The organism is Nitratireductor thuwali (assembly GCF_036621415.1).
Classification (GTDB): domain Bacteria; phylum Pseudomonadota; class Alphaproteobacteria; order Rhizobiales; family Rhizobiaceae; genus Chelativorans; species Chelativorans thuwali.
Genome location: NZ_CP030941.1, coordinates 3,933,020 through 3,954,054 on the forward strand (window position 1 = coordinate 3,933,020; position 21,035 = coordinate 3,954,054).

The window sequence follows — 21,035 nt, forward strand, 5'->3', positions numbered from 1 at the left end:
TTGCGGCGGACGGGCGGCACCTTTATCCTGTGCCCATGACGTTCAGATGCGCACGCGCCGTCGCAACCCTGGTTCTGGCCCTTGCCATTCAGGCGGGGAGGGCCTTGCCGGCCTTGGCCAATGAAGGCGTGCTGCATGTGTGCAGCGGCTACAGTTGCGCCTACAGGACGGCGTTGCCGCTGAGCCCCGGTTTCAGAAAAAAGCTGGCAGGCATCATGGCCCCCGGCGCGGCCTCCGCACAGGCCGAGCGAAAGGCCCTCGCGCGCGCCGTCGCATATTTCGAGCGCGCCGCGACCGCCCGCATCGGGGTGAAGGACGGGCCCAAGGGCGAGATCGGCCGCAGCCGCATCTATGGGCAGATGGACTGCATCGACGAGTCGAGCAACACGGGCGCGCTGCTGCGTTATCTCCAGGAGGAAAAGCTGATGCGCCATCACGAGAGCCGCCCGGCCGCGTCGCGGGGCGCTTTCATCGATGGGCGCTATCCGCACTCGACGGCGGTGCTGCGCGAAAAGAACGGGGAATTATGGGCGGTCGACAGCTGGTACGAGCCCGCGGGCGGTGCGCCCGACATCATGCCGCTCGCCGAATGGCGCAAGCGCGGCGTCGGTGGCGCGCGATAGGGCGCGGCCTGGGCAAACGAAACGATTGCAGGGAAGATCGGATCAGGCGGGAGGAAACCCGCAAAAAAACAACACCCGCCGGGGGAGGAGGTCCGGCGGGTGTCGTTTTGATCGACCGACGATCGGGAGGAGGTGAAAGTCGGCCGTATTCGACAGGATTGGGAGGAGGTAACCCTGCCGAAATCTCGTTGCTTTCGTTAGAGCGACTTGCGCGCCACGAAAGGAATGTCGCCGCGGGCGATACCGAGGTCGCTCAGCTCGCGAGTGGAAAGGCGGCTCAGCTCGGTAACCGTCTGCCGGTAGCGGCGCCAGTTACGGTAATTGCGAATGATGTTCATTGTCTTGCTCACTTCGTGTCGGAGAATTGTTCGTCCGTCTTGCGATGAACAGATAGGCCCGTTCGCCATGCGGCGGAAGAGATAATGTTGCATGGCAGCAATGCATATTGTGCAATGCACCATGATCGCGCCGCAATGCTCCCCCGGTCTCGCCACACATGCTAACGGGAAGCGGAAACCGCCTTTACCTGGGAACTGCGGGTGCCGCCGGAAAACCTTCGCGGCTGCGACCTTTTGCGATAAGGTGGCATCGCTTGACGACGGCTTCGATGCGGAGGAACGAATGGATGCAGCGCCCTTTGCGCATCCAAAAGGGCAAAGGGCGCCCAAAGGCGGAAAAAAGCCTGTTTTTCGGGCAATTTTCCTTTGATAGACCAAGGGCAGGTGATATAGAACCCCGCGCTTTCGGGAGCGCTCGGCTTTCGAAGCGGGTGTGGTGGAACTGGTAGACACGCCAGATTTAGGTTCTGGTGGCGCAAGCCGTGGGGGTTCAAGTCCCTCCACCCGCACCAGGCAGGCCACCCCCGAGACGGATTTTCGGCAGGCTCAACGGTGAAACGCCGCGCAAGCGGCGATGAGTGAACACAAAGGTTTAATAATGCAGGTAACCGAGACTCTAAACTCAGGTCTTAAGCGCGAGATCAAAGTCACCGTGCCGGCCCAGGACCTCGAATCCAGGCTGATGGAGCGTCTCGAGGACGCCAAGTCGAAGGTGCGGCTGAAGGGCTTCCGCCCCGGCAAGGTGCCGCTGCAGCATCTGCGCAATATCTACGGCAAGTCCTTCATGGCCGAAGTGGTCAACGAGATCCTGTCCGATTCCTCCAAGTCGATCATTTCCGAGCGCGGCGAAAAGCCGGCCATGCAGCCGGAAATCAACATGACCGAGGACGAGAAGGAAGCCGAGAAGGTTCTGGCGGGCAACGCCGATTTCGAGTTCTCGATGAGCTACGAAGTCATCCCGCCGATCGAGATCAAGGATTTCTCCGAGATCAAGGTCACGCGTCCCGTCTACGACGTGTCGGATGACGAGGTCGAGGAGCAGGTCAAGCGCATCGCCGACTCGGCCCGCACCTATAAGCCGAAATCCGGCAAGGCCAAGGAAGGCGACAAGGTCACCATCGACTATGCCGGCAAGATCGACGGCGAGTTGTTCGAGGGCGGCTCGGCCGAAGACTCCGACGTGGTGATCGGCCACAATCAGTTCATCCCCGGCTTCGAAGAACAGCTCGTGGGCCTCAAGGCGGGCGACAAGACGACCATCAAGGTCACCTTCCCCGAGGAATATGCGGCGGAGCATCTGGCCGGCAAGGAAGCCGAGTTCGACGTCACCGTGAAGCAGGTTTCCGAGGCGGACGAACTGGTCGTCGACGACGAACTGGCCAAGACGCTGGGGCTGGAATCGGCCGAAAAGCTGCGCGAGATCGTCCGCGGCCAGCTTGAGAACCAGTTCGGCCAGGTGACGCGCCAGAAAGCCAAGCGCCAGCTCCTCGACGCCCTCGACGACTTGTACAAGTTCGATGCGCCGTCCAAGCTCGTCGAAGCCGAGTTCGAGAACATCTGGAACCAGGTGACCCGCGATCTGGAAAGCGCCGGCCGTACCTTCGAGGACGAAGACACGACCGAGGAGGAGGCGCGCGCCGAGTACCAGCGTCTGGCCGAGCGCCGCGTGCGCCTCGGCCTCGTGCTGGCGCAGATCGGCGAGGAAGCCGGCGTCGAGGTGGGCGAGGACGAGATGCAGCGCGCGCTGATCGAATCGATCCGCCGCTATCCGCAGCATCAGCAGCAGGAAATCTACGACTTCTACCGGCAGAACCCGCAGGCGCTGGCCAATATCCGCGCCCCTCTGTTCGAGGAAAAGGTCGTCGACCACCTTTTGGCCAAGGCCGATGTGACCGACAAGAAGGTCGGCCGCGAGGAGCTTCTGGCCGATGACGAAGACGAGGCGGAGGCAAAGCCCGCCGCCGAAAAGAAGCCGGCCAAGAAGAAGGCCGCCCCGAAAAAGAAGGCCGCCAAGGCCGAAGGCGACGCGGAATAGAACCCGCCTGAGACGCGACCTGAAAAGCCCCGGTTTTCCGGGGCTTTTTGTTGGATCAAAGACATGTGCCGCGTGGTGCTTCGCGAAAGGGCCTGCCTGCGGGAGCAATTCCAGCAAAGGAAAAGCCGTTTCGCCGCCCGTGACCGGCGAAATGAGGTGAAACGGTTTCGGGCACGGGCAAGCCGGACATGGATGATGCAATGACGGAATGGACAATCGATGCGGTCTTTGTCGGCACGCTGAAGCCGCTTGGCCCGCGCGGCGTTCTTAGCGGCATATTCAAGCAGGAGGCGACGGCCCCGGTTGCCGTGGGAAAGACAGGACTGGCCGGCGATCATCAGGGCGACACGCGCGTTCATGGCGGGCCGGAGAAGGCGCTGCACCTTTATCCCGCCCGTCACTACCGGTCGTGGCGCGGCGAGTTTCCGGAGATGGCGGGATCGCTCGCCGCGGGAGCGTTCGGTGAAAACATCTCGGTACCCGCCATCGGCGAGGAGGACATCTGCATCGGCGACACGCTGCGGCTTGGCACCGCACTGGTGCAGTTTTCGCAAGGACGCCAGCCCTGCTGGAAGCTGAACGAGCGCTTCGGCCAGAAGACGATGGCGGCCCGTGTCCAGGAAACCGGCCGCACCGGCTGGTATTTCCGCGTGTTGGAGGAAGGGACCGTCGCCGCGGGCGACCGCCTGGTGCTGATGGAGCGCCCCCAGCCGGAATGGACGCTGGCCCGCGTCACCGACCTGCTTTACCGCGACAGGCTGAACTATGAGGCACTGGCCGAACTCGCCGACAACGCCCTGCTCGCCTGGAGCTGGCGAAAGCTCGCCCAGCGCCGGCTGGAGCGGCGCCAGGTGGAGGACTGGTCGAAGCGGCTGAAAGGCTCGTTTTGAAGCCATTTCCGGGCGGCTGCCGCCGTTTCTCGGCGGAAACGGCGGCAGAACCGCGCTCTATCAGGTGGAAATCCCGTATTTCCGCACCATCGCTTCCAGATAATCTGCTGCATCCGCGCCCTTCAGCGCCTCGTCCCAGAGACGGGCGGCGATGTCCTCGTGGAGTTGCATGGCCTCCGGCGCCGACGTGATCAGCGCGACCCCGACCCGGATATTGGGCTGCTCGCCGAGACGGAACGGGCTGATGGCCAGGACCGAGCGGTCGGCCTGCCGGAATATCTGGAAGCTCGTGGCCGGCACCGGCTCGCGCACGACGCCGATCTGCACGCCAATCGGCTGATCGCGCAGCGTCTTGATGATGTGTTCGGCCTCGCGGCGGGCCTTGACGCGGCGTTCGTCGATAAGGTTCTGCGGCAGGTCGTGACGGCCGATGAGGCCGTGCAGAAGGAAGCGCTCCAGATCCGCCGTCGCGATCAGGCTGACGATCAGCGGGCGCCGCTGCCGGAAGGCCGTCTTGCGGGCCTTGAGGATGTCGAGCAGCGCCTCGACGGTCTGCGAGGCTTCATGGCTGGCCGATGCGCCATCGGGAATCGATTCGGATAGCACCTCTTCCAGCACTGAATCATATTTATCCGAGGTCAGCAGGTAGGACACCGGGCTGAAAAGGCCGATGATCTGCTGGCACTCGGTCTCCAACTGCCTCATGCGCTCGAAGAATGCGGTTGCCGTGCTCACATATTCGACGCCCACGCCCATCAGGCTGGGCAGCGAAACGCCCAGCTCGTCGGCAATGCTGGTAAGCATCTCGATCTTGCGGATCTGCCCTTTTTCGGCCCGGTAGAGGGCAGCCCGCGAAATGCCGAGCCGCGAGGCAAGCGTCTCGGGCGCTATGCCCTGGCCGATGCGGTAGGCCCGCAGCCGCGCCCCTATGTCGCTGAAACGTATAGGCGCGTTGAGGGGAGATTTGTTGTCCGCCACGTCAAGTCCGCATCGCAGTTGCTGTCGGGGTCTTATCCGATTGCGGCGTCGAATTTGTCAACAGCCGGCTCACAAGGAGAGACAACAATCAATAAAGACATGTCTCTGCGCGAAATCTCAAAAATGAGATTTTCGTTGACAGTCCTGCGGGCTGTTCTTAGGCTATGTTCCTTCAGAAGTGCCGTCGGGCAACAGAGAGGTGGAACGATGAAGAACATTCTGGGCGCATTGGCGTCAACGGCAATCGCAGCGGCGATAGGCATGATGGCCGTCTCGGGCGCGGGGGCAGCCGAATTCGTGGCCAAGATCGGCCATCTGGAGTCCGATCAGCAGTCCCGCCATGTGCATCTGGAGAAGGTCGCCGAGCTCGTTGCCGAACGGACCGGCGGCGCGGTCGAATTCCAGATCTATCCGCAAGGCCAGCTTGGCCAGCAGCGTGAGATGACGGAAGGCGTGCAGCTCGGGACCCTCGAGGCCACCGTGGCGCCCGCCGCTTTTCTCGGCGGTTTCAATCCGGCCGTCTCCATCCTCGACATTCCCTATCTTCTGCCCGCCGACGACGAAGCGGCCCAGGCCATCCGCAGCGGAGCCTTTGGCGAGGCGCTGTGCGACAGCTTCGATACGCGCGGCGTCGAATGCATCACGCTATGGCCCAACGGCCGCAAGAATTTCACCTCCAACGAGCCGCTGGCCGATCTCGACGACTTCGCCGGGCAGAAGTTCCGCGTGATGGATTCCAACATCCTCATCGAGCAGTTCAACGCGCTCGGCGCGTCGGCGATCGCGCTGCCCTTCGGCGAGCTCTACACCGCGCTCCAGACAGGCGTCGTGGACGGCCAGGAAAATCCGCTCGACACCATCCAGCGCATGAAGTTCTACGAGGTCCAGGAGCACCTGGTCCTGTCGAACCACGGTGCGATGGAGGACGTCGTCCTTTTCAACCCCGCCTTCTGGCAGAGCCTGCCCGAGGAGCACCGCACCACCATCGTCGAGGCGTTCAACGAGGTGATCCCGGACCTCATCGAGCACAAGGCCGCCGCCGTGGATGCCGCGCTCGAGGAGATCAAGGCGGCGGGCATGAATGTCCGTGAACTCTCCGACGAGGAAAAGGCGGCGTTCCGCGAGAAGATGTATCCGGCCGCGCGCGCCGCCTATATCGAGCGCGCCGGCGAGGAGGGCGAGCAGCTCATCGCCATCTATGAGAAAGAATATGAGACCGCCGCCGAATAAGGCGTGAGGGCGGCGCCGTCGCATGACGAGGGCGCCCACTTGCCCGCCGGCACGGTCCGGCGGGCATCTTTTCTTCTTTCATATTGCCGGAGCCCTGGCATGAAGGCGCTGTCCCTTTTGCGTGCGGTGGAGCGGTTCACCGTAGTGACCATCTTTCTTCTGATGGTCGCGCTCTACTTCCTGAACGTCCTCGCGCGGCAGTTCGGCGGCACGCTCGCCTCGGATCTGGCCTGGGTCGAGGAAGCGGTGCGGCTGATGAGCCTGTTCCTGGTGTTCTTCGCCGTGGGGCTTGCGCTCGACGACGGGCGCCATGTGGGCGTCCACACATGGCGCGACCGCATTGCGGCCACGACGGGCCTGCCGCTGCGCAAGGTCATCGATGCGACCGGGCTCGTCTTCTGCATCTATCTGGCCTGGCTCGGCCTGCAGATGACGATCTTCGTGCACGGAATGGGCCAGCGCAGTCCCACGCTCAACCTGCCGGTCTTCTGGATGTATCTGGCGCCCACCATCGGCTTCGTGCTGATGGCGCTGCGCTACCTGCTCAGCCTGACCGGCAAGATCGACCGATTTGCCCGCCAAGAGGCCGAAAATATATGATCCTGCTGTTCCTGGTCATTGCCGCCGCCGCTCTTCTTCTCGTCCTGGGGTTCGAGATGTTCCTGGTGCTCGGCGTGCCGGCGCTGATGGTGAAGGAGTTCTTCTACGGCAATCTGCCCGACCCGGTGGTTGTCCAGAAGGTGCTGGGCGGCATCAATCATACGACTCTCCTGGCGATCCCCTTCTTCATCCTGGCCGCCGAACTGATGGGCCAGGGCCAGATCGCACGGCGGCTGACGGGCTTCGTCAAGGCGTTGGTCGGCCATACGCGCGGCGGCATGGGCTACACGACCATCGGCGGCTCGATGGCCTTCGGCTCAGTCTCCGGCTCGGCACCGGCCACGGTCGCGGCCATGGCCCGCATGGTCTATCCGGAGATGCGGGCGGCCGGTTTCCGCGAGCGCTTCTCGCTGGGGCTGATCGTGTCGAGCGCGGAGACCGCGCTTCTCATCCCGCCCTCCATCACCTTCATCATCTATGGCTGGATGACCGGAACCTCGGTTGCAAAGCTGTTCGTCGGCGGCCTGGCGGTCGGCCTGACGCTCGGCCTGGCATTCGCGATCATGGTGGCGGTCGAAGCGCGCATGTCCGGCATTGAGCGGGGAATGCCGCTTTCCTGGGGCGCGCGCCTTTCCGCGCTGCGCGAGGCCGGCTGGGCGCTGGGCATGCCCGTGATCATTCTGGGCGGCATCTACAGCGGCTATTTCACGCCGACGGAGGCGGCGGCGGTCAGCGTCGTGTACGCGATCTTCGTCGAGGCTTTCGTCTTCCGGGAATTGACGTTGGGCAAGCTCTTCGCCGTCACCGAGCGTGCGGCGGTATCGACGTCAATCATTTTCATCCTGCTGGCCATGGGCGGCCTGCTGTCCTACTTCATCACGCTGGCGCAGGTGCCCGGTTTCATTACCAGTTTCCTGGAATCGGTAAATGCCGGCCCGATCTTCTTTCTGGTGGTCGTCAATGTGACCTTCCTGATCGCCGGCATGTTCATCGACCCCAACTCGGCGCTGCTGATCCTGGTGCCGCCGCTCTATCCCGTCGCGGTGGCGCTGGGCATCGACCCGGTGCATTTCGGCATGATCGTCACCCTCAACATATCGATCGGCATGATCACGCCGCCCTTCGGGCTCGACCTTTTCGTGGCGTCTTCGACGCTGTCCAAGCCGGTGCTTTCCATCGTTTCCGGCGTCTGGTCCTTCATCGCGGCCAATATCGCGGTGCTGTTGATCATCACCTATGTCCCCGGCATCTCCACTTTCCTGCCGTGGCTGGTGTTCGGTTGATCGGAGTTAAACCGATGAGCAATATCCACCACCTAACACCGCCGCCCAGAACGGCCTACGAGCTGGAGCTGGAAGTACTGTCCAACGAGGCAGTCAACGGCGAGTACCGGCTTCTGGTTCTCAACGCTCCGCGCGGGCTCCTGGAAAGATGCCGCGCCGGCCAGTTTTTCCACCTGCTTTGCCCGCAGATGGGCGGACAGGCGCCCTATCTGCGCCGTCCGATGAGCATCTACGGCTTCTATCCCGAGCGCGAGGAACTGCATTTCCTCTACAAGGTCACGGGAGAGGGCACGCGCGCCCTGGCGATGCTGCGCAGGGGGCACGGCCTGAACGTCCTGGGTCCGCTGGGCAAGCCTTTCACCATCAAGCCGGAATGGGAGCAGTTGGTGCTTGCCGCGCGCGGTGTCGGCCTTGCCACGCTCGCGCCGCTGGCGCTGGAGGCGCGCCGCCTCGGCAAGGAGCTCACCGCCATCTGCAGCGCCCGCAGCGAGAGCGTGCTCATGTCGGTCGATCTGTTTCGCCACATGGGCGCCAACGTTATCACCCTGGTCGACGAGGACGGCTCCTCGTCGGTAGATAATGTGGAGGCCGTGCTCAACACGCTGATCGACGGGCCGGGGATCGACGCCTTCTACACCTGCGGCTCCAACCGCCTGCTCAAGCTTTTGCAGAAGGTCGGCACGCGTCACGGCATACCGGGCCAGATCGCGCTCGAACAGCAGATGGCCTGCGGCCTGGGCATGTGCCACTGCTGCGTGCGTCCCTTCCGCAAGGACGGAGGGATCGTCAATCTGCGGGTATGCAGGGAAGGGCCGGTCTTCGACATCCAGGAGGCGGTGGCATGGTGAGGCTCGACGTGGATATCGGCGCGCTGCGCCTGAAGAACCCGATCATGCCGGCCTCCGGCACCTTCTCCGAGGATCTGGCGGACGTCTTCGACCTCGATCTGCTGGGCGCCCACGTCACCAAGACGATCACCCGCGGCTTCCGCGACGGCAACCCCACGCCGCGCGTGTGCGAGGTCGGCGGCTCGATGCTCAACTCCATCGGCATTCCCAGCAAGGGCGTGGGCTATTTCCTGGAGAACGTCGTCCCCTTCTATCAGGGCTACAAGACGCCGCTGGTCGTCAGCATTTCCGGCAATACGGCCGACGAGTTCGCTCAGCTCTGCGCCGAGGTCAGCGTGCCCGGCGTGGATGCGATCGAGGTCAATATTTCCTGCCCCAATATTGAGGAAGACGGCAAGGCCTTCGCCATCCGGCCTTCCTCGACCTTCGAGGTGATGACCAAGCTGCGCCGGGCGACCTCGCTGCCGCTATGGGCCAAGCTGACGCCCAATACCGGCGAGACGAGCGAAGTGGCGCGCGCGGCCGAAGAGGCCGGCGCGGACGCGCTGGTGGTGGCCAACACGATCCTGTCGATGGCCATCGACATCCGCACGCGCAAGCCGAAGCTCGGCAATCTCATGGGCGGCCTTTCCGGTCCGTCGCTGAAGCCGATTGCCCTGCGCATGGCCTATCAGTGCGCCCGCGCCACGAAGATCCCGGTGATCGGCTGCGGCGGCATCTCCACGGTCGAGGATGCGGTCGAATTCCTGATCGCCGGCGCCAGCGCCGTCCAGGTGGGCACGGCGACATTCATCAACCCCACCGCCATGGTGACCATGATCGACGACCTGCGCCACTATCTGGAGGCCGAGGGCCTTTCCAGCGTGCGTGAGATCATCGGCACGGTCGAAGACGGGGAGCAGCGCGAAGGCATCGTCTTCATGGAGGCGGCCCCATGACGGCGCCGCTGCCGGTATCCGGCGACGACCGCGACGACGATCTGGCCTTCGCCGACCGCATCTTCACCGAAGTCGCCGCGCTTTCCCCCGACAAGCAGGGCGTCAGCCGGCCCGCCTTCTCCAAGGTCGAGACCAATACCTTGCGCTATCTGGAGGATGTCGCGCGGGCTGCCGGGCTGGACGTGTGGTACGATGCCGGCTGCAATGCCAATTTCGCGTTGCCCGAACACCGGAACGCGGAAGAATACCGCCTCGTCGGCTCCCACGTGGACAGCGTTCCCTTCGGCGGAAACTATGACGGGTTGGCCGGCGTCGTGGCCGGGCTGATCGCGCTGGTGCGCGCCCGGCGGCGCGGCGAGGCCTTCAGCCGGCCGGTGCACGTTCTTGCCTTGCGCGGCGAGGAGAGCGCCTGGTTCGGCCCCTGCTATATCGGATCGAAAGCGCTGCTCGGCGTCCTTGGCGCGGCGGAACTCGGCGCGCGCCACAAGGGCGACGGCCGCACGCTGGCCGAGCACATGGCCGATATCGGCCTTCCGATGGACAAGGTGAAGGCGGGGTCGCCGCTTGCCGACGCCTCGGCGATCATCGAATATCTGGAGCTTCACATCGAGCAGGGCCCGCTTCTGATCGGCAAGAACATACCGGCGGCCGCCGTTTCCGGAATCCGCGGCAATATCCGCCACCGCCAGGTGCGCTGCATCGGCGAGGCGGGCCACTCGGGCGCCGTGCCGCGCGCCTTCCGGCGCGATCCCGTGCTGGCCATGGCCGATCTGTTCGTCCGGCTGGACGAAAGCTGGCAGACCATCCTGAACAAGGGCGACGACCTGGTGCTGACGAGCGGCGTCGTCGGCACCGATCCGGCCAAGCACGCCATGACGCGCATTCCCGACGAAATCGGCTTCAGCCTCGATATCCGCAGCCAGGGCGCCGAGACGCTCGATCACATGCGGGCGCTGCTGCGCGAGGAGATGCGCCAGGTCGAGCGCGACCGGGGTGTGCGCTTCGTGCTCGACGACGAATTGCGGGTGGAGCCGGCGGTCTGCGACGCCGGCATGGTCGCGGGGTTGGAGGCCGCGATGGCGCGGGCAGGGCAGGAGCCCTTCGTCATGGCCAGCGGCGGCGGCCACGACGCGGCCGTCTTCGCCGGGGCGGGCGTGCCCTCGGCAATGGTTTTCGTGCGCAACCATAACGGCTCGCACAATCCCGACGAGACGATGGACCTGGAGGATTTCATCTCCGCCTGCGACATCGTCTACGAGTATCTCATGGGCTGACCGTGACCACGCGGCGCGCTTTCGGGTTTTCGTGGCGGCGGATTCGGTCTATCGAGGCGCTCCGGCGTGTATCCGTGCGGATATTGTATCGGCCATGGCGGCTGGCGAATGAAGGAAAAAGGGCAGAATGTTTCAGTCACTCATCGAAAGCCTGAACGAGCAGGGCGCCAGCGTGCGCGCCTACGAGGCCTGTGCACGCAAGGCCCGCGCGCGGATCGTCGACGAGCCGGAGAACGCGGCGGCGCTCTTTCTGATATCGGTCGCGGCCCAGCGTTTCGTCGACGCATATGACGATCAGCCGCTGACGGTCGATGCGGCAAACGAGGAGCTTGGCGCGTTCAAGTCCTATGTCGACGCGCTCGAGAAGGCTTTCTCGAACGGCAGCGGCGACGAAAAGGTCGCCGCGCTCAACCGCGTCGCGGCACAGCTCGGCTCGCCCAAGACGTAGATGTGAGCTTTCTGGAGGCTGTCCATTCGGACGCACCGGGGCCTGTTCAGAGAAACTTGTCGATGCGCTGGCCGGCGGTAAGGAAGTTCAGCGGGTTGATGGCCGTGCCGTTCTTGCGCACCTCGTAGTGCAGATGCGGTCCGGTCGAGCGGCCGCTGCTGCCGACCTTGCCGATGACTGCGCCCACCTCGATATGCGCGCCTTCCCGCACGAGAAGCTTGCTCATATGGGCGTAGCGGGTGGTCAGGCCGTTGCCGTGGTCGATCTCGATCATGCGGCCATACCCGCCGTTCCAGCCGGCCTTGACGACCTTTCCGGCCCCCGCGGCGCGGATGGGGGCTCCCGTGCCGCCGCGGAAGTCCATTCCCGAATGGTGCGCCGGACGGCGCAGAATGGGATCGCGGCGGACGCCGAACGTGCTGGTCACGGCCGCGCCCGGCAGCGGATTGGCAATGGGAACGCGCCGCGCCGTCTTTTTCAGATGCTCCAGCGTGCTCAGTGCCTCGTCCAGTTCCCGCACCTTGACCTCGAAGCCGGCATTGTCGGCCGCCGCGACCAGCGGCCCACCCACGGCTTCCTCGCCGAAGGCCACATCCGCCTTTATTCCCGCCGCCTGCAGGGCCTCGGCAATGGTTTCGGCCGTCTCATAGGCTTCGCCGGTCAGCATCTCGATGCGTTCGATCTGTTCCGTTTCGATGCTGCGCAGCGACTTGTTGATGGTCACGAAAAGCTGGTCGGCGCGGTCCGCCTCCGACAGGTCGAGGTCTTTCGCCGTCCGCAGCGGCCAGGGCGTGGCGGCCGGGGTCGCGTTCGCATAGGCGCTGGCCGTGACGAAATCGTCGACCGCCGCGCCGCCGCCGTCGAAGCCGGCGCGGATTTCCGGCCGCGGCGTGGGAAGCGGCGCCTGCTCGCGGCCACCTTCGATCCTGGAAGCTTTTTCCAGGACCGGGCCGAGGCGCCCGTGCCGCTGGGTGAGCTTTTCCTGGCGCTCGATGAGTTCGCCGACCTTTCGCTGCATCAATTGCTGATCGAGCAGTTGGCGGCTGGTGATGCGGTCCACCTGGGCGCGCAGCGCCGAGATCCGGTCCTCATAGGCCTGCTGCAGGCGCGCCTGCCGCGCCATCCCCGCGCCGATAAGGTCGTCGCGCAGGACGAGATAGGTGGTGGCCAGAAGATAGCCGATCGACAGGAGCGCGATCATCGATCCGGCGGCGGCCGCCATCCAGGGCCGCACCGTGAAATGGCGTATATGCTCGCCATGCGCGATGATGACGGTGTGGGGCTCGGAGCGCTTTCCGAAAACGGGCTTACGCTGACTTGGCATCACGGGACTGCACAACCGTTGCAATGATTTCCATTGCGCCGATTACACAGTGTTAGGGTTAACAAACGCTTTTGAACGGGGCCCGGAAGGCCGATTTCGGCGGAAACGGGGCCGTCAGAGCGCTTTTACGGCGGCGAGCACGGCGTCGACATGGCCGGGCACCTTTACCTTGCGCCAGATCTCGGCGATGCGGCCTTCGCCGTCGATCAGGAAGGTCGAGCGTTCCACGCCCATATATTTGCGGCCATACATGCTCTTTTCCACCCAGACGCCATAGGCCTGCAGCGCCTCCTTCTCCGGATCGGAGACGAGATCGATCGTCAGCCCGTGCTTGGCCTTGAACTTTTCATGGCTTTTCTGGCTGTCGGGCGACATGCCGATGATGGTGGCGTTCAGCGAATCGAATTCCGGCTTGCGGGCGGTGAAGTCGATGGCTTCGGCGGTGCAGCCGCTGGTGGCGTCCTTGGGGTAGAAATAAAGGATCACCGGATTGCCACGCAGGGAAGAAAGCCGCAGGGTGCCGCCGCCGTCCTTTGGAAGTTCGAAATCGGGAGCTTCGTTTCCTTTTTCGAGTCCGGCCATTTTCTTACCCTCGTTTGTGTCTACGCAAATGAAAAATCGATGGATATCGCCTTGAGCGTCCCGCCGGGCGGGATGCAGAGATATAATGGTCCTGGGGATTCGTCCAATCATACCTCTTGCCGCCGGCAAATCTCCTGCGCGGCAAGAGGCGGCAAGAGCCTTGGACCGTGTAACGGAAACGTTGGTGGAGCACAAAAAGGACGATCACGAGGAGGTTCTTTTCAAGCGCAGCGAGATTGCGCCGCTGGAAAGCTACCCGTCGGCCTGTCGAAAGACCGTGCGCTGCCTGCGGCCGAAGCTGCGGTGGCGGCTGCTGCGTTGGGCCGCGGCCACGCTGGTCGCCATTCCGCTATGCGTCGTGCTGGCCGTTGCCGGATTTTCGCTGATCGGCATCGACGCCATCGGCAATGAGCGGCTCCGTGCCCAGGCCGAGGCCGCTATCGAGCGGGTCGCCGGTTTCGATGTCGGTGTCAGCCTGGGCGAGTTGCGCCTGCGTCCGGGCCGGTTCAGCCTTCTGGCGCTCGAGATCGCCGATGCGCGCATCGTCAGAGCGGCCGACGGCGCCGAAATCGCCGAGGCGGGGACGCTGCGGGTCGGCGTGAAGGTGCTGCCGCTGTTCGGCGGGCGCCTCGAGCTGTCCGGCATCACCCTGGCCGATGCCGAGCTTTCGCCGGCGGAAGTGCCGCTGCTCCAACTCGGCGCCATGGGGGTCGGAACGGGTTCGGCCATAGCGCCGGCCGATGTGCAGCAGGCTGTCTTCGGCACCATCCGCCGCGCCTTCTCGCTGACCGAGGATTCGGGCGTCCGGCGCGTCATGCTTTCGAATGTAAGCCTGCGGACCGCAACCGGGCAGAAGGTACCGCATCTGGTCGTGGAGCGTCTCGAGCTTGTGCGCGACAGCGCCACTTCCATCGATTTTTCCGGGGAGGCCCTCTACCGCGGCCGGCCGCTGGGCTACCAGGGCAGCGCCGTGCGCGGGACGGGCGGCGCGATCGAGCGCCTGCAGGTGGCTTTCGAGGCGGACGGAAGGAGCAACACCGGCACGCCCGGCGTCGGCGTGGTGGAGTTCGTGCTTACCGGCCGTGAAATGGGGCCGGAGCAGCCGGGCTTGCTGTCCGCCGTGGCGCAGGCCAGGGACATTCTCCTGCGCATCGAGGACGAGGAACTCGCCGTCGAGGAAGCCTCGTTGAGCGTGGGGTTCGGCGATGGAGACGAGGCGTTCTCCGTCATCGGGGCGCGTATGCGGATGGCGCGAACGACGCTCAATCTCAAAGGCACGTTCGGCCCGTCCGAGCAGTCCGCAAATGGCGGACCGCTCTACGATTTCGATCTCGTCTCGCGGGACACAGTCGTGGCGCCGGAAGACTCCACCGAACCGCCCCTGCCGCTGGCGCTAAGGCTCTCCGGACAAGTCGATCCGGCCGCCTCCCGCGTGACCGCGCATGAAATCGACATTCGCACGTCCGGAGGAGAGGTCACGGCAAGCGCTTCCGTCACCGTGCCGCAAGGGCAGTCGCCGGGCCTGCGGCTTGCTGTTCATGTGGCCGACCTGCCGACCGCCCACGCCAAGCAGCTCTGGCCGTGGTTCGCCGCCTCCGGCGCGCGGCGCTGGACGCTGGCCAACCTCTTCGGCGGACGGGTCAAGAACAGCGATCTGCGGCTCAACGTACCGCCCGGCCGTCTGGGCAACGGCGTTCCGCTCGGCCGCGAGGAGGTGATCGGCCGGTTCACGCTGTCAGGCACGCGCTTCGACGTGGCGGGTGCCATTCCGCCGGTTCGCGACGGCGAGGGCTGGGTCGAATTCCGCGGCACGGATGTGGAAGTCGGATTGTCGGCGGGAACGATATTCATGCCCGGCGGACGAATGGTCGACGCCAGCAACGGCCGGCTTGTCATCGACAGCGCCCATGTGAAGCCGCGCATCGGCAAACTGGAAATCGACGTGGCCGGCGATGCGCCGGCGATGGTGGAACTCGCCTCCTATGAGCCGATCGCAGCGTCCCGGTTCCACTCCCTCGAACCCGACGAGGTAACGGGCAAGGTCAAGGGGCACATCTCCGCCGACATTCCCCTGCAGGACGGCATCGCGGCCCGCGACCTGGCCTGGAAGGTGGCGCTCGACTACGAGGATCTGGCCATCTCGCAGCCCTTCGAGGGGCAGAAGGTGGCCAATGCCAACGGATCCCTGCTCGTCGCCCCGGACCGCGCCGAGATCGAGGCGCAAGCAGACCTCAACGCCGTGCCCGCGCGGCTCAGCATCGTCCAGCCGCTCGGCGGCTCCGACGTGGAGCGCAAACGCCGGGTCGAACTCAGCATGGACGACGCGGCGCGCGAAAGAATGTTCCCGGGGCTGGGGGTCTTCGTGACCGGGCCGTTCAAGGTGACCTATGAAGAGCAGGGCGCCGATGCAGCGAAGAAGATCACGGCGGCGCTCGATACGGCCCGGCTTTCGGTACCCTGGATCGGCTGGCGCAAGGGGGCCGGCATACCGGCGACCGCCACCTTCACCATGAGCGAGAAGGACGGCGTGACCGAGCTTTCCGACTTCCAGCTTACCGGCGAAAGCTTCTCCGTCGCCGGCCTCGTGCGCCTCAAGGAAGGAAGGCTCGCCGAGGCGCGGTTCGACCGGGTGCGGCTCACGCGCAACGACGATTATCGGGCAAGCATCTCCAGCACCGGAAATGGCTATGCCGTGAACGTAAAGGGCGCTGCCTTCGATGCCCGTTCGCTGATCAAGGAAAGCCTGTCGGACGAGACATCCGGCGGCAAGGCGGCCGACAGCACCCCCATCGAACTCGTGGCCGACATGGATACGGCCATCGGCTTCAACGGCGAAACGCTGACCAATGTCGCCGTCCGCTACAGCGGCAACAGTTCCTCTGCCTCCCGGGCCTCCATCCGCGGAGCCACTGGCGGCTTCGGCTCGATCGCCTTCGAGAAGGAAACCGGCGGCAACGGCCATGTGCTGCGCATGTCGTCGGACAATGCGGGGGCGGTGCTGCGTTTCCTCGACATCTACCCGCATGTGGAGGGCGGCCGCATCGATGTGAACATGACCGGCAGCAACGCGCGGCAACTGGCGGGCCAGATCAATCTGCTCGATTTCTGGGTGGTCAACGAGCCGCGGCTGGGCTCGCTGGTCGCCGCCACCAAGGAGGCCGGGCGGGGAGGCGAGCAGGTGGACGTATCCCGCGTCCGCTTTGAGCGCGGCGCGGCGATCATCTCGCGGAACGGCGGTGCGCTGAGCCTGGAAGACGGCGTCCTGCGCGGCCCGCTGATCGGCTCGACCTTCCAGGGCACGCTCTATGACGCTGACGACAACATGGCCATCACGGGCACGTTCATGCCGCTCTACGGCATCAACCGCATATTTGGCGAGATACCGCTGTTCGGCCAGATCCTGGGCAATGGCCGCGACCGCGGGCTGATCGGCATCACCTATCGCCTCAGCGGCAAGCTCGAAGACCCGTCGCTGCAGATCAACCCGATATCAGCCATCGCCCCCGGCATCTTCCGGCAGATTTTCGAATACCGCTGAGTTCGGCGCGCCTATTCCGGCCGCACCAGCATGTGCTTCTTCTTGCCGAGGGACAGCTTGATGACGCCGTCGCCGGTCAGGTGCTGCGTCGACACGACCACGCGCTCGTCCGACACCGGCTCGTCGTTGATGCGCATCGCGCCGCCCTTCACATGCCGCCGCGCCTCGCCATTGGACGCGGCAAGGCCTGCTGTGACGAACAGCGAGAGGACGCCGATCCCCGCCTCCAACTGGCCGCGCGGAATGCCGACGGCGGGCAGGGATCCGGCAAGCGCTCCTTCCTCGAAGGTCTTGCGGGCCGTTTCGGCGGCCTCTTCCGCCGCTTCGCGCCCGTGCAGCATCGCCGTCACCTCGGTGGCGAGCACCTTCTTTGCCTCGTTGATCTCGGCGCCGCCCAGCGCCTCCAGACGGGCGACCTCGTCCATCGGCAGCGTCGTGTAGAGCTTCAGGAAGCGCCCCACGTCGGCATCTTCCGTGTTGCGCCAGAACTGCCAGAAATCATAGGCGCCCAGCAATTCCGGATTGAGCCACACGGCACCGTCGACGCTCTTGCCCATCTTGGCGCCCGACGCCGTTGTCAGCAGCGGCGACGTCAGCGCGTAGAGCTGCGGCGTGCCCATGCGGTGGCCGAGATCGATGCCGTTGACGATGTTGCCCCACTGGTCGGAGCCGCCCATCTGGAGCCGGCAGCCATAGCGCTTGCTGAGTTCGACGAAGTCGTAAGCCTGCAGGATCATGTAGTTGAATTCGAGGAAGGAAAGCGACTGCTCCCGGTCGAGCCGCGTTCTCACCGAATCGAACGACAGCATGCGGTTGACCGAGAAATGCCGGCCAACATCGCGCAGGAACGAGATGTAGTTGAGGTCGAGCAGCCAGTCCGCGTTATTGACCATCAGCGCATCGGTCTTGCCCTCGCCGAAGCTGAGGTAGTTGGCGAAGACTTGTCTGATGCCGGCTATGTTGCCGGCGATCGTCTCGGGCGTCATCAGCTTGCGGGCCTCGTCCTTGAAGGACGGATCGCCTACCATGCCGGTGCCGCCGCCCATCAGGGCGATGGGCTTGTGGCCGGTCTTCTGCATCCAGTGCAGCATCATGATCTGCATGAGGCCGCCCACATGCAGGCTGGGCGCGGTCGGGTCGAAGCCGATATAGCCCGTCACCGTCTCGCGCGAAAACAGCTCATCCAGCCCCTGATCGTCGGAGGTCTGCTGAATAAAGCCGCGCTCGGACAGGGTGCGCAGAAAATCGGACTTGAACTTCGGCATTTGCGATGTCCCGCTGGAGGGATGGGGGATTGGAGGCGAGTGCGTTTAGCACCCATTTCGGCCAGCGCACAAGCATTTGAGGAAGCGGCGGGCCAGGCTCAGCCCTCGATCCCGCCATAGTCCCGGACCAGCCCGGCCATGGCGTCGTTGCGCTCGTCGCGGTATCCCTTGGCCACGCCCGCGCGGTCTTCGACCGGCCTGTTCTGGCTGACCTTCCATTTGCCCTCGATCGCCTCGACCTTGATGCGCAGGCCGATGATGCCCTTCATCTGGGCCTCGATGAAGTTTTCCGGCGCATCGCCGACCTGCCAGGCGGCAGCGCGGCCGGATTCGTGCCGGCCGGTCAGCGCCTCGATCTGCGCGCGCAGCCAGTCGCGGTCGTCGATGATCTCGGCCGGGCCGCGCACCTGCACGATGGCATAGTTCCAGGTCGGCACCACCTTGCCGGTCTGCTTCTTCGTCTCGTACCAGGAAGGCGTTACATAGGCCTGCGGACCCTGGAAGACGACGAGGACCGGCGTATCCGGCTGCTCGCCCATCACCCGCCATGCCGGGTTGGCCTTCGACAAGTGGGCGCGCAGAACGGCGGGCTGCCCTTCGGGCGTGTCGAGAAGAAACGGAATGGGATTGGCGATCGGGCCTTGCGGACCGTTGCAGACCAGCAGCCCCAGCGGATGGGCGCGGATGAGCCCGTGCAGGATCTCGGGGCGCGTCTCCTTGAAGTGCGGCGGCTGGTACATGGGTCCCTGTCCTTATCTGATCCGTTTCGGCCTCGGCTCGGCCAGTTCGCCGGCCAGGCGCCGGTCGAGATATTCCGAGCATTCCTCGATCAGCTCATCCGCGCAGTTGGTGTAGAAGTGGTTGGCCTCGGGCATGATCTTCTGCGTGATCGTGATGCCCTTCTGGGACTGGAGCTTGTCGACCAGGGTCTGCACGTCCGCCGGCGGAGCCACCTTGTCCGCGCCGCCATGGATGATCAGGCCGGATGAGGGGCAGGGGGCCAGGAAGGAGAAATCGTATATGTTCGGCTGCGGCGAGATCGATATGAAGCCCTCGATCTCCGGCCGGCGCATCAGGAGCTGCATGCCGATCCAGGCGCCGAAGGAATAGCCCGCGACCCAGCAGCTTTTCGAATCGGGATGCAGCGACTGAACCCAGTCGAGCGCGGCGGCCGCGTCCGACAATTCGCCCGTACCATGATCGAAAACGCCCTGGCTGCGGCCGATGCCGCGGAAATTGAAGCGCAGCGTGGTGAAATTGCGCTGCTGGAACATGTAGAAGAGATCGTAGACAATCTTATTGTTCATCGTGCCGCCGAACTGGGGATGCGGATGCAGGATGAGCGCGATCGGCGCGTTTTTTTCCTTGGAGGGCTGATAACGGCCTTCCAGACGGCCGGCAGGACCGGTAAAAATGACCTCTGGCATACTTACTCCGCTTGGGCAGGGCGTTCCTGGTGCTCGGTTGGCGTGGCCGACCGGGGCCACTTGACGCCGGGCTTATGCCTCCATAGAAGCTACTTTAGAACAGTTCAAAACTGGGTGGCGTAGCCTCCCGTGGCAAGCCGCGTAAATAGGACGGCTGGCCTTGAAGATTCAAGGAAATAACGCCACCGCCGCCACAAATATGGCAAGAAGCGCCAAAGCATCGCGAAGGATATGATCACAAAGCGCATCTATCTCGACCATAATGCCAGCGCACCGCTCGTTCCTGCGGCGCGGGCGGCGATGCTGGATGCGCTGGAGATCGACGCCAACCCGTCATCGGTGCACGGCGAAGGACGGCAGGCGCGGCGCCTGGTCGAAGAGGCCCGCCGCGCCGTCGCGGCGCTGGTCAACGCCAAGGCCGAGCATGTGGTTTTCACCTCCGGCGCGACGGAGGCTGCGACAACGCTGCTGACGCCCGGCTGGACCATGGGCCGTTCGCCTTTGGCCTTCTCCCGGCTTTATGTGAGCGCGGCCGAACATCCCTGCCTGCTGTCGGGAGGGCGTTTCGCGCCGGATGCGATCACCATCCTGCCGGTTCTCGAAAGCGGCTTGCTCGATCTGGCGGCGCTGAGCGATGCGCTGAAGGCGCATGACCGGTCGAAGGGGCTGCCGCTTGTCGCCATCCATGCGGCCAATAACGAGACGGGGGTCATCCAGCCGGTTGACGCCATCGGTGCCCTCGCGCGCGCGGCGGGCGCGACGCTCATCGTCGATGCGGTTCAGGCAGCCGGGAGGATTGCTGTAGATATCTCAAGCGGTTACGGCGATTTTCTGATTCTTTCCTCGCACAAGATCGGCGGCCCGAAGGGGGCAGGCGCCATTGTCGGCGCCTCCGACCTCATGATGCCCGGCGCGCTGGTTCGCGGCGGCGGCCAGGAAAAGGGCCATCGCGCGGGAACAGAGAATGTCGCGGCGATTGCCGGCTTTGGCGCGGCGGCGCGCATCGTGCGCGAGGGGCTGGCGGCGATACACGATGTCGAAGCGCTGCGCGATGCGTTCGAGGAAGCCGTCCTGGAACTGATCCCGGATGCCGAAATACACGGACGCGGCGCGCCCCGGCTGCCCAATACGGTTTTCTTCACCATTCCGGGGCTGAAGGCGGAGACGGCGCAGATCGCCTTCGACCTGGCCGGCATCGCCCTTTCGGCGGGGTCGGCCTGCTCGTCCGGCAAGGTCGGGCCGAGCCATGTGTTGAAAGCGATGGGCAAGGGCGAGGACGCGGGCGCGCTGCGCGTGTCCATCGGCGCGCGGACCGGCCCCGACGATCTCGACGCCTTCAAGACGGCCCTTGGCAAAATCGCGCAAGACGGCCCTTGGCAAAATCGCGGCCAGACGGCGAAACAATGAGGCGGCG

At 64.6% G+C, this 21,035-nt stretch carries 19 protein-coding genes and 1 tRNA gene; 13 read left to right on the top strand and 7 right to left on the bottom strand.

Going from position 1 to position 21,035, the window contains the following annotated elements:
- The first annotated feature begins 113 nt into the window (after positions 1–113).
- Positions 114–623 carry a hypothetical protein gene (locus NTH_RS19040; protein WP_338531499.1) on the top strand — a complete coding sequence of 170 codons (510 nt, stop codon included), beginning with the start codon at positions 114–116 and terminating at the stop codon, positions 621–623.
- Between the two features lie 197 nt (positions 624–820).
- On the opposite strand, the gene NTH_RS19045 is transcribed toward NTH_RS19040, so the two are convergent.
- The gene (locus NTH_RS19045; protein WP_265519030.1) at positions 821–961 is read right to left on the bottom strand and encodes a DUF1127 domain-containing protein; all 141 of its coding nucleotides are present in this window, start codon (positions 959–961) and stop codon (positions 821–823) included.
- A 427-nt stretch (positions 962–1,388) separates the two neighbouring features.
- Here NTH_RS19045 and NTH_RS19050 point away from each other — a divergent pair.
- The 3 genes from NTH_RS19050 (at position 1,389) to NTH_RS19060 (ending at position 3,886) form a co-directional block, all read left to right on the top strand.
- A tRNA-Leu gene (locus tag NTH_RS19050) sits at positions 1,389–1,473 on the top strand.
- An 86-nt stretch (positions 1,474–1,559) separates the two neighbouring features.
- On the top strand, positions 1,560–2,996 hold the full coding sequence (gene tig / locus NTH_RS19055; protein WP_338531500.1) for a trigger factor: 1,437 nt from the start codon (positions 1,560–1,562) through the stop codon (positions 2,994–2,996).
- A 200-nt stretch (positions 2,997–3,196) separates the two neighbouring features.
- The gene (locus NTH_RS19060) at positions 3,197–3,886 is read left to right on the top strand and encodes an MOSC domain-containing protein (protein ID WP_338531501.1); all 690 of its coding nucleotides are present in this window, start codon (positions 3,197–3,199) and stop codon (positions 3,884–3,886) included.
- A 60-nt stretch (positions 3,887–3,946) separates the two neighbouring features.
- On the opposite strand, the gene NTH_RS19065 is transcribed toward NTH_RS19060, so the two are convergent.
- The gene (locus tag NTH_RS19065) at positions 3,947–4,864 is read right to left on the bottom strand and encodes a helix-turn-helix domain-containing protein (RefSeq protein ID WP_338531502.1); all 918 of its coding nucleotides are present in this window, start codon (positions 4,862–4,864) and stop codon (positions 3,947–3,949) included.
- Between the two features lie 207 nt (positions 4,865–5,071).
- On the opposite strand from NTH_RS19065, the gene NTH_RS19070 reads away from it, so the two are divergent.
- The 7 genes from NTH_RS19070 to NTH_RS19100 all read left to right on the top strand — a co-directional run bounded on the left by NTH_RS19070 (position 5,072) and on the right by NTH_RS19100 (position 11,485).
- Positions 5,072–6,094, top strand: coding sequence for a TRAP transporter substrate-binding protein (locus NTH_RS19070; RefSeq protein ID WP_338531503.1), 1,023 nt, complete (start codon positions 5,072–5,074; stop codon positions 6,092–6,094).
- 99 nt (positions 6,095–6,193) lie between these two features.
- Positions 6,194–6,694, top strand: a complete 501-nt coding sequence (locus tag NTH_RS19075) for a TRAP transporter small permease (RefSeq protein WP_338531504.1) — start codon at positions 6,194–6,196, stop codon at positions 6,692–6,694.
- Positions 6,691–7,977 (top strand): TRAP transporter large permease, encoded by a 1,287-nt coding sequence (locus NTH_RS19080; RefSeq protein WP_338531505.1) that lies wholly within the window; start codon positions 6,691–6,693, stop codon positions 7,975–7,977. The genes NTH_RS19075 and NTH_RS19080 overlap by 4 nt, the downstream gene beginning before the upstream one ends.
- Positions 7,978–7,991: 14 nt before the next feature.
- Positions 7,992–8,825 (top strand): dihydroorotate dehydrogenase electron transfer subunit, encoded by an 834-nt coding sequence (locus NTH_RS19085; protein WP_338531506.1) that lies wholly within the window; start codon positions 7,992–7,994, stop codon positions 8,823–8,825.
- On the top strand, positions 8,819–9,763 hold the full coding sequence (locus NTH_RS19090) for a dihydroorotate dehydrogenase (protein WP_338531507.1): 945 nt from the start codon (positions 8,819–8,821) through the stop codon (positions 9,761–9,763). The genes NTH_RS19085 and NTH_RS19090 overlap by 7 nt, the downstream gene beginning before the upstream one ends.
- Positions 9,760–11,037, top strand: coding sequence for a Zn-dependent hydrolase (locus NTH_RS19095; protein ID WP_338531508.1), 1,278 nt, complete (start codon positions 9,760–9,762; stop codon positions 11,035–11,037). The genes NTH_RS19090 and NTH_RS19095 overlap by 4 nt, the downstream gene beginning before the upstream one ends.
- 127 nt (positions 11,038–11,164) lie before the next feature.
- Positions 11,165–11,485 carry a hypothetical protein gene (locus tag NTH_RS19100; RefSeq protein WP_338531509.1) on the top strand — a complete coding sequence of 107 codons (321 nt, stop codon included), beginning with the start codon at positions 11,165–11,167 and terminating at the stop codon, positions 11,483–11,485.
- A 46-nt stretch (positions 11,486–11,531) separates the two neighbouring features.
- On the opposite strand, the gene NTH_RS19105 is transcribed toward NTH_RS19100, so the two are convergent.
- Together NTH_RS19105 and NTH_RS19110 are read right to left on the bottom strand one after the other, a co-directional pair.
- Complete coding sequence (locus tag NTH_RS19105; protein ID WP_338531510.1) at positions 11,532–12,809, bottom strand: M23 family metallopeptidase; 1,278 nt, start codon at positions 12,807–12,809, stop codon at positions 11,532–11,534.
- 114 nt (positions 12,810–12,923) lie between these two features.
- The gene (locus NTH_RS19110) at positions 12,924–13,391 is read right to left on the bottom strand and encodes a peroxiredoxin (protein ID WP_338531511.1); all 468 of its coding nucleotides are present in this window, start codon (positions 13,389–13,391) and stop codon (positions 12,924–12,926) included.
- Positions 13,392–13,575: 184 nt separating this feature from the next.
- On the opposite strand from NTH_RS19110, the gene NTH_RS19115 reads away from it, so the two are divergent.
- Positions 13,576–16,929, top strand: coding sequence for a DUF3971 domain-containing protein (locus NTH_RS19115; protein WP_338531512.1), 3,354 nt, complete (start codon positions 13,576–13,578; stop codon positions 16,927–16,929).
- Positions 16,930–16,940: 11 nt separating this feature from the next.
- On the opposite strand, the gene tyrS is transcribed toward NTH_RS19115, so the two are convergent.
- From tyrS to NTH_RS19130, 3 genes are all read right to left on the bottom strand, one after another.
- On the bottom strand, positions 16,941–18,194 hold the full coding sequence (tyrS, locus tag NTH_RS19120) for a tyrosine--tRNA ligase (RefSeq protein ID WP_338531513.1): 1,254 nt from the start codon (positions 18,192–18,194) through the stop codon (positions 16,941–16,943).
- A gap of 98 nt (positions 18,195–18,292) precedes the next feature.
- Entirely contained in the window at positions 18,293–18,934 is a 642-nt protein-coding gene (locus tag NTH_RS19125) for an FMN-binding negative transcriptional regulator (protein WP_338531514.1), read from the bottom strand.
- Positions 18,935–18,946: 12 nt separating this feature from the next.
- Entirely contained in the window at positions 18,947–19,621 is a 675-nt protein-coding gene (locus tag NTH_RS19130; protein ID WP_338531515.1) for an alpha/beta hydrolase, read from the bottom strand.
- 231 nt (positions 19,622–19,852) lie between these two features.
- On the opposite strand from NTH_RS19130, the gene NTH_RS19135 reads away from it, so the two are divergent.
- Complete coding sequence (locus NTH_RS19135; RefSeq protein WP_338531516.1) at positions 19,853–21,028, top strand: cysteine desulfurase family protein; 1,176 nt, start codon at positions 19,853–19,855, stop codon at positions 21,026–21,028.
- The last annotated feature ends 7 nt before the right edge of the window (positions 21,029–21,035 follow it).

What these genes read in the sequence shown, in the direction of transcription:
- tig (WP_338531500.1), top strand. Translation starts at nt 1,560, where the DNA reads ATGCAGGTAACCGAGACTCTAAACTCAGGTCTTAAGCGCGAGATCAAA.
- NTH_RS19105 (WP_338531510.1), bottom strand. Translation starts at nt 12,809, where the DNA reads ATGCCAAGTCAGCGTAAGCCCGTTTTCGGAAAGCGCTCCGAGCCCCAC.
- NTH_RS19110 (WP_338531511.1), bottom strand. Translation starts at nt 13,391, where the DNA reads ATGGCCGGACTCGAAAAAGGAAACGAAGCTCCCGATTTCGAACTTCCA.
- NTH_RS19100 (WP_338531509.1), top strand. Translation starts at nt 11,165, where the DNA reads ATGTTTCAGTCACTCATCGAAAGCCTGAACGAGCAGGGCGCCAGCGTG.
- NTH_RS19095 (WP_338531508.1), top strand. Translation starts at nt 9,760, where the DNA reads ATGACGGCGCCGCTGCCGGTATCCGGCGACGACCGCGACGACGATCTG.
- NTH_RS19080 (WP_338531505.1), top strand. Translation starts at nt 6,691, where the DNA reads ATGATCCTGCTGTTCCTGGTCATTGCCGCCGCCGCTCTTCTTCTCGTC.
- NTH_RS19125 (WP_338531514.1), bottom strand. Translation starts at nt 18,934, where the DNA reads ATGTACCAGCCGCCGCACTTCAAGGAGACGCGCCCCGAGATCCTGCAC.
- NTH_RS19090 (WP_338531507.1), top strand. Translation starts at nt 8,819, where the DNA reads ATGGTGAGGCTCGACGTGGATATCGGCGCGCTGCGCCTGAAGAACCCG.
- NTH_RS19130 (WP_338531515.1), bottom strand. Translation starts at nt 19,621, where the DNA reads ATGCCAGAGGTCATTTTTACCGGTCCTGCCGGCCGTCTGGAAGGCCGT.
- NTH_RS19060 (WP_338531501.1), top strand. Translation starts at nt 3,197, where the DNA reads ATGACGGAATGGACAATCGATGCGGTCTTTGTCGGCACGCTGAAGCCG.
- tyrS (WP_338531513.1), bottom strand. Translation starts at nt 18,194, where the DNA reads ATGCCGAAGTTCAAGTCCGATTTTCTGCGCACCCTGTCCGAGCGCGGC.
- NTH_RS19045 (WP_265519030.1), bottom strand. Translation starts at nt 961, where the DNA reads ATGAACATCATTCGCAATTACCGTAACTGGCGCCGCTACCGGCAGACG.
- NTH_RS19135 (WP_338531516.1), top strand. Translation starts at nt 19,853, where the DNA reads ATGATCACAAAGCGCATCTATCTCGACCATAATGCCAGCGCACCGCTC.
- NTH_RS19075 (WP_338531504.1), top strand. Translation starts at nt 6,194, where the DNA reads ATGAAGGCGCTGTCCCTTTTGCGTGCGGTGGAGCGGTTCACCGTAGTG.
- NTH_RS19085 (WP_338531506.1), top strand. Translation starts at nt 7,992, where the DNA reads ATGAGCAATATCCACCACCTAACACCGCCGCCCAGAACGGCCTACGAG.
- NTH_RS19070 (WP_338531503.1), top strand. Translation starts at nt 5,072, where the DNA reads ATGAAGAACATTCTGGGCGCATTGGCGTCAACGGCAATCGCAGCGGCG.